The sequence below is a fragment of the Desulfocastanea catecholica genome (assembly GCF_054657295.1).
Genome location: NZ_BAAHYZ010000064.1, coordinates 1 through 5844, shown reverse-complemented (window position 1 = coordinate 5844; position 5844 = coordinate 1). Strand labels below are relative to the sequence as shown.

Genomic DNA, 5844 nt, shown 5'->3' with positions numbered 1-5844 from the left:
ATTTCTTTTTTCCAGGCATGCGTCGGAATGGCGCGAATCCGAGGAAAAATAACCGGTACCGTCAAGGTTCAGCAGGTAGCTGCCTTCCATAAAGACAAATTTTTCCAGAACCTTGCCTCGTTGTAATTGCCTGAAGGCATTCTTGAAGAGTGGTCGAAGGTCATTGGGATCGACCCCATCGAGGATTTCCCGCATGGATGTATCGCAGGGAATGCTGCCCGTCCCGTATATCGTCATAAGATTATGCGGACCTGTGCATCTTCGTTCATCAAAGGCCAGCAGTGAAGGATCTTTGAGCGAAAACACAGCAAAACCGGCCATCAAAGAATCGGCGAGAGTATGCGTAACATTACCTAGCCGATGGTCGCGAATGCCGGCAAAACCGGTTCGCATGGTTTTGATCAAAGCGTCGGCGTTCAAGTGTTTTCGAAGTTTGATCTCTTCATTACGAGCCATTTCTCGTTTACGTTTGTTCGCAATTGTTTTAATGTGGTTTGACATATCCGCCTCTTTGTAAGTAATTGATATTGCTTACAAAGAGGCGGATATGTCAAGGTATATTTTATTATAATCGCAGATTTTTTTTTAAAATGTTTACGAAGACCCCTTCAAAAAACTACGCTATTGCTGGCTTTCCGGGCTGCCCGGGAACCCCTGGACTGGATCTTTTCCTTGAATTGTTTGTATACGTCAAAGATAGATGGCATATAATACCCGTGTAGAAAAACATGGTGCAATCCAGTCACCGCTAGGAAATCAAAGTACTTGTTCGTCAAATAATTTGGGTTCCTGATCTCTACACATTACTTGAACCCTGCAGGAAGCTGATCCACAAATTCTCCGAACTTATCGACAAACTCCCCTACCCCGCCCATCTTCTGCTTGTTGAGATATTCAAACTGGAAGTTGAGCGGACCTATCCTGTCACCCAAGGGTTCCAATAATTCGAAAAAACGTTTCATGACGCCAACCAAAAGAAAATGTGGGTTGACCTGCAACGAATCGCTTTTCTCCTTCTTATAATGATGCGCCAGGGTGATACTGTTGGGGACCTTAATACTGAAAATAAAATCCTCCGGCACCGAATCGGCATATTCCTTAACCACTTTGGATTTAGGCAGCACGACCTTGTCACTGGCGAATAGACTCCAAAACCATTGATCGACTTCCACCGTTGAAAAGTGCTGACTATACTCCCGGAGATAATTCTTTTCCTTTGCGTCGGAATAGACAATTCCCCGCCATGAATCATATTTCCAACTGCAGGTGCCAATGTGTAGAGAGGATTTTGGCGCTTTCATAAATATCGCTATATCATTTCAAGAGGATATCATGTTGTTTTTTCATACATCTTCAAAGCTGATCGCCATCGCCTATAATTCTTTCCCTGGAAAGTGCAGTGCCAATCCCTATCTTGCGCAAGGTAGATATAGATACGATCTACTCACGCATCTCACTCCTCTTCATTCATGGCAATTTCCATATCAATCATTTCTCTTGCTCTTTCCAAAGCTCGTTGTTCATTGATGCCGCCCATCTTTACATGTTGCGAATTACCTGATGGGTTAGTGATATCAAAACTGAAATGAGAATCTTGATTATCTTCGGCATTAATTGATATAGTCCAACCTTTGTAAGTATCAGATCTTGTGTTTTTCATGATAAAATCTCCCGATCTTCTTTAGCTCTGCGTAATTCTTTTTCTATCTCTGGCGAAAAACAAGCAAAATAAACAGTGCTAATTGCATCAGTCTTATCTAAAAAATTACACACTTCATGCATGGCAATATCACAGGCTTCGGCAATTGGAAAACCATAGGCACCACAGCTGATGGCAGGAAAAGCTATGGTCTTACAGTCATTATCAACTCCACATTGCAAACTCTTTCTATAGCATGAGGCCAGCAGAGATCTTTCGTTATTACTTCCACCTTTCCATATGGGTCCGACAGTATGAATCACAAATTTTGCAGGAAGATTATAGCCATGAGTTATTTTTGCATCCCCAGTAGCGCAACCATTGAGAGCTCTACACTCTTTTACTAATTCGGGGCCAGCTGCTCTATGTATTGCTCCATCAACTCCGCCACCACCTAAAAGGCTGTTATTTGCAGCATTGACTATTGCATCAACCCCCAATTTGGTGATATCGGTCCTCACTATCTGAATACGTTCCATTGCAAGTTCCTATAGAGTCTGGATCGAAGTCATTTCCTCTCATGATCCCCTGTCGTATGCCTTTTCCGTTCAGCAGTAAATTCCCACCACGGAACAGGATCTCCACCTTCCATAAAGTCTATAACAGCAAGAAACACATCAATCACACAGGGATCATGTCTCTTTTCTGTTGCCCGGCATAATTCATCGTGTAGCTGATAAGCATTTTTACCGATGAGATCTTTAGGGTTTTGAATCCCAACCAGGCCAAGATCACGAGCAATAGCTCTACCGACATTAGGCAGATCCGTAAGATCTGTTACTATTTGTCTGTCAGGATTTTTCATTCTTACCCCGCTCAAGTTTTCCATGATACTATAAGCATTTACATCAAGTTTTCACAGGTTCATCAAGGACCCCTTCGACTGACTATTTTGTTCCATCGTTATCAATGTCCTTCACCCGCTATCGCCGCTATTCCATCCATCAAATACGAGCAATATGGACAATCTTCAGCTGATCCGACCAATGATATTCGACAGATAGAAATCGCTCAAAAACGAGTATATTTGTGGGGTTAGAATGCTCAGTAACACCTTGAATATCTAATCTCTGGTTCAATCACAAAAGGCACATCTTAAAAAATATCAATAAACAATCGCCACGACTGACAACCTCATTAATTTTGTTTGAATAACCAATTGTAATAACAAATAGTTGGTGGTAATAATTTTACCACAAATAGTCACACAGAATACAACTATCACGCCGTAGCACAACTGGATTGTTATCATTGTGGGGCATGACGCAATTGGTGGGTATCTTGTCCCTTGTGAATAATACGGGTTTAAATCTAGTGGAAATAGCTTGACCATGATGAGAGTCGCCTACGTTCTCTTTCGTATATCATTCCGAATGGAGAGCTATACGATTTCTTCTTTCGTATAATCACTTGTTCGGCAAAGATAGAAACATCTTTTTATGGGGTTAGAAAATTTGCTCGAAAAGCTCACATCATTTGTACCGTTAATAATTACAGCCTTTGTTGTTGGAGTGATACTGTGGATAACATATTGGTTGTTAATTAAGCGACATCCAAATTTAGGCAATGAGCGCTTGTTTCCACGTCAACTCATTATGCTTGGGTTGACTCTGCTTGGCCTATTAATATCCGTCTTTTTCCTACCCATTAGTGATAGTTCGCGTAATCAATTAATGGGGTTGATTGGAATTTTGCTTTCGGGAATTTTTGCTTTTTCATCAACAACGGTTATTTCAAATCTTATGGCAGGTGTGCTATTGCGAATAACCAAACCCTTTAGAGTCGGGGATTTTATTCGCATAGGTGAACATTTCGGCCGGGTATCTGAGCGTGGATTGTTCGACACAGAAATTCAAACTGAAACACGGGAATTGATTGCTTTACCAAATACTTACTGCATCAGCAATCCTGTAACTACAATTCGTAGCTCAGGAACCATTATCTCTACATCACTATCATTGGGATATGATTTAGATCATAGACGAATCGAATCATTACTGATGGAAGCAGCTCGAGCTTGCGGTTTATCAGAGCCATTCGTCCATATTTTGGAATTGGGTAACTTTTCGGTTTCATACCGCGTGTCGGGTTTACTTGAGGAGCCAAAACGTCTCATTTCAGCACGCTCAAACCTTTATGCTTGTGTGCTGGACACTCTACACAGCCATGACATTGAAATCATGTCGCCTTCCTTCATGAACCAGAGAAAGATAAGCGATAGCGCAAGAATTATTCCTTCAAATACAGTCGTGACAATATCCAAGGCACCTGAATCTTCAGCGGAAGACATAGCCTTCGACAAGGCTGAAAAAGCAGAAAAGCTGGAGAATGAAAAACTGCAAGTGATGCAAGAGATTGAAAAGTTGGAAGGGACGTTAAAGAAGATAACCAACGAGGAGGAAAAAAAAGTAAAGCAGGAAGCACTTGATAAAATGCAGGAGCGCCTAAAATCCCTAAAGGAACTGCCTAAGCAGTCAGAAATTGAAAACAGCAATGCCGAACAAGACGCTGCACTGGATGGAGATTCCGTTGCGCTCCATCCCCACCAATGAGCTTGGGCGTTAAGAAAGTTAATATTTCTCCTATCCACTTGAAATGACTGACTGGAAAGATATTGACTTTTGGAATACTTCGATAAAGATCTCCCCAATTATGTTATCATTCTGTATATCATCCCAATCAGGGGAGATATACAAATCATCTGAATAACTTGCTATATGAGCAATAAGGAGCATACATGAAAAAACAGATATTATTTATATTAATACCTTTCATCCTATTAACAGGATGTGCGAACAACCAGCTTTCTCTCAGGCATGATGTCGCATTGTCTTTTGATTCAGAACGTATCGCTTATGATGTGGTCGGCAAAGGCAAAACTACGCTGATTTTTATCCACGGCTGGAGCTGTGACGGACGTTACTGGCAGAAACAAATTCCTGTATTCGCAAAAGAGTATCAAGTAATCACTGTTGATCTGGCTGGCCATGGACATTCTTCATTTGATAGATCCAATTTTTCAATGTTGTCCTTCGCTAACGATGTGAAAGCAATTGTTGATAAAGAGAACATTGATAGAGCTATCCTGATCGGGCATTCAATGGGAGGCGGTGTAATTGCTGAAGCGGCCAGGTTAATGCCTGGTAAAGTAGTTGGAGTTGTAGGAGTTGATACCTTGCAAAATGTTGCGGAGCGCACCCCTCAAAGTGTAATTGACGAAATGGTAAAACCCTTTGAAGCTGATTTTAAAAGTGCCGCAAAGGATTTTGTATCACCAATGTTCGCGAAAGGTACCGATCAACAATTGATTTTTTGGGTAAAAGAAGATGTGTCTTCTGCCCCAAAGGAAATTGCTTTAAGTGCCTTTCGCAACTATCTGGGTCAATATGTAAATGGAGAAGCTGCCACTGTATTTAAAGATATCAATATTCCTGTAGTCTCAATAAACGCCAGATTATGGCCGACAGCACCTGAAGAGAACAGAAAGTATATAAAAAACTATCAACTTTTTTATATTGAAGGAACAGGTCACTTTCCAATGCTAGAAAAGCCCGAAGAATTTAATATGCTGTTGAAAAAAGCCATTAACTCCATAGAATCAAAAAGTAAATAAACATATGACCCAACGTTCCACCGCACTCGCTGACGCTTGCCGGTGAACTCCACGTTCACCGAGTCACGATATCTCCTATCAACCAATTTTGAATCAGAACAGATGACATGCCATGGTCATTTGGTAATACTTGCGAAAGCTGTGGACCGGAACCAGGCATGTAAAATAGATAGATCTTCTCTACAGGCATATCATCCATTTGGTTTCCCGGTTTGATGCCATATCAAAACTCTAAATAAACTTGAGGATTAAAATGAACAATTTATACTGGTTAGAGTTGATGCCTATGCTTTCCGATTTGGACGCAGACCTTGAAAAACTGTTTAAACACTATGGATTTTATGAAAGCGACAAACTCACTATAAGGGATTTTAAAGAACAAATTCTTAAAGATTATCGTGAAATTTATATTGAAGAGTCGGAAAAATAGATTTCTTCAGTTCTAAATTATCTTGAAGATTGTTTGAACAACAGATGATAGGGAAACCAGATGAAGGTGCAATTATGAGAGTTTACGTCACTATCTTTGTTG

8 protein-coding genes are annotated in these 5844 nt (G+C 40.8%); 3 read left to right on the top strand and 5 right to left on the bottom strand.

The features are described 5' to 3' along the window. From ACYQ8U_RS22425 to ACYQ8U_RS22405, 5 genes are all read right to left on the bottom strand, one after another. A partial coding sequence (locus ACYQ8U_RS22425; RefSeq protein WP_459947791.1) for a hypothetical protein occupies positions 1-501 on the bottom strand: 501 nt, incomplete at its 3' end. A 302-nt stretch (positions 502-803) separates the two neighbouring features. Continuing rightward, positions 804-1301, bottom strand: a complete 498-nt coding sequence (locus tag ACYQ8U_RS22420) for a DUF72 domain-containing protein (RefSeq protein ID WP_459947790.1) — start codon at positions 1299-1301, stop codon at positions 804-806. Between the two features lie 152 nt (positions 1302-1453). Beyond that, positions 1454-1660 (bottom strand): hypothetical protein, encoded by a 207-nt coding sequence (locus ACYQ8U_RS22415; RefSeq protein ID WP_459947789.1) that lies wholly within the window; start codon positions 1658-1660, stop codon positions 1454-1456. Continuing rightward, positions 1657-2178 (bottom strand): O-acetyl-ADP-ribose deacetylase, encoded by a 522-nt coding sequence (locus ACYQ8U_RS22410; protein WP_459947788.1) that lies wholly within the window; start codon positions 2176-2178, stop codon positions 1657-1659. Before ACYQ8U_RS22410 ends, ACYQ8U_RS22415 begins: the two co-directional genes overlap by 4 nt. 29 nt (positions 2179-2207) lie before the next feature. Then, the gene (locus ACYQ8U_RS22405) at positions 2208-2504 is read right to left on the bottom strand and encodes a helix-hairpin-helix domain-containing protein (protein ID WP_459947787.1); all 297 of its coding nucleotides are present in this window, start codon (positions 2502-2504) and stop codon (positions 2208-2210) included. Positions 2505-3138: 634 nt separating this feature from the next. On the opposite strand from ACYQ8U_RS22405, the gene ACYQ8U_RS22400 reads away from it, so the two are divergent. From ACYQ8U_RS22400 to ACYQ8U_RS22390, 3 genes are all read left to right on the top strand, one after another. Continuing rightward, positions 3139-4251, top strand: coding sequence for a mechanosensitive ion channel domain-containing protein (locus tag ACYQ8U_RS22400; RefSeq protein ID WP_459947786.1), 1113 nt, complete (start codon positions 3139-3141; stop codon positions 4249-4251). Between the two features lie 185 nt (positions 4252-4436). Beyond that, entirely contained in the window at positions 4437-5312 is an 876-nt protein-coding gene (locus ACYQ8U_RS22395) for an alpha/beta fold hydrolase (protein ID WP_459947785.1), read from the top strand. A gap of 253 nt (positions 5313-5565) precedes the next feature. Continuing rightward, positions 5566-5742, top strand: coding sequence for a hypothetical protein (locus ACYQ8U_RS22390; RefSeq protein WP_459947784.1), 177 nt, complete (start codon positions 5566-5568; stop codon positions 5740-5742). Positions 5743-5844 lie beyond the last annotated feature (102 nt).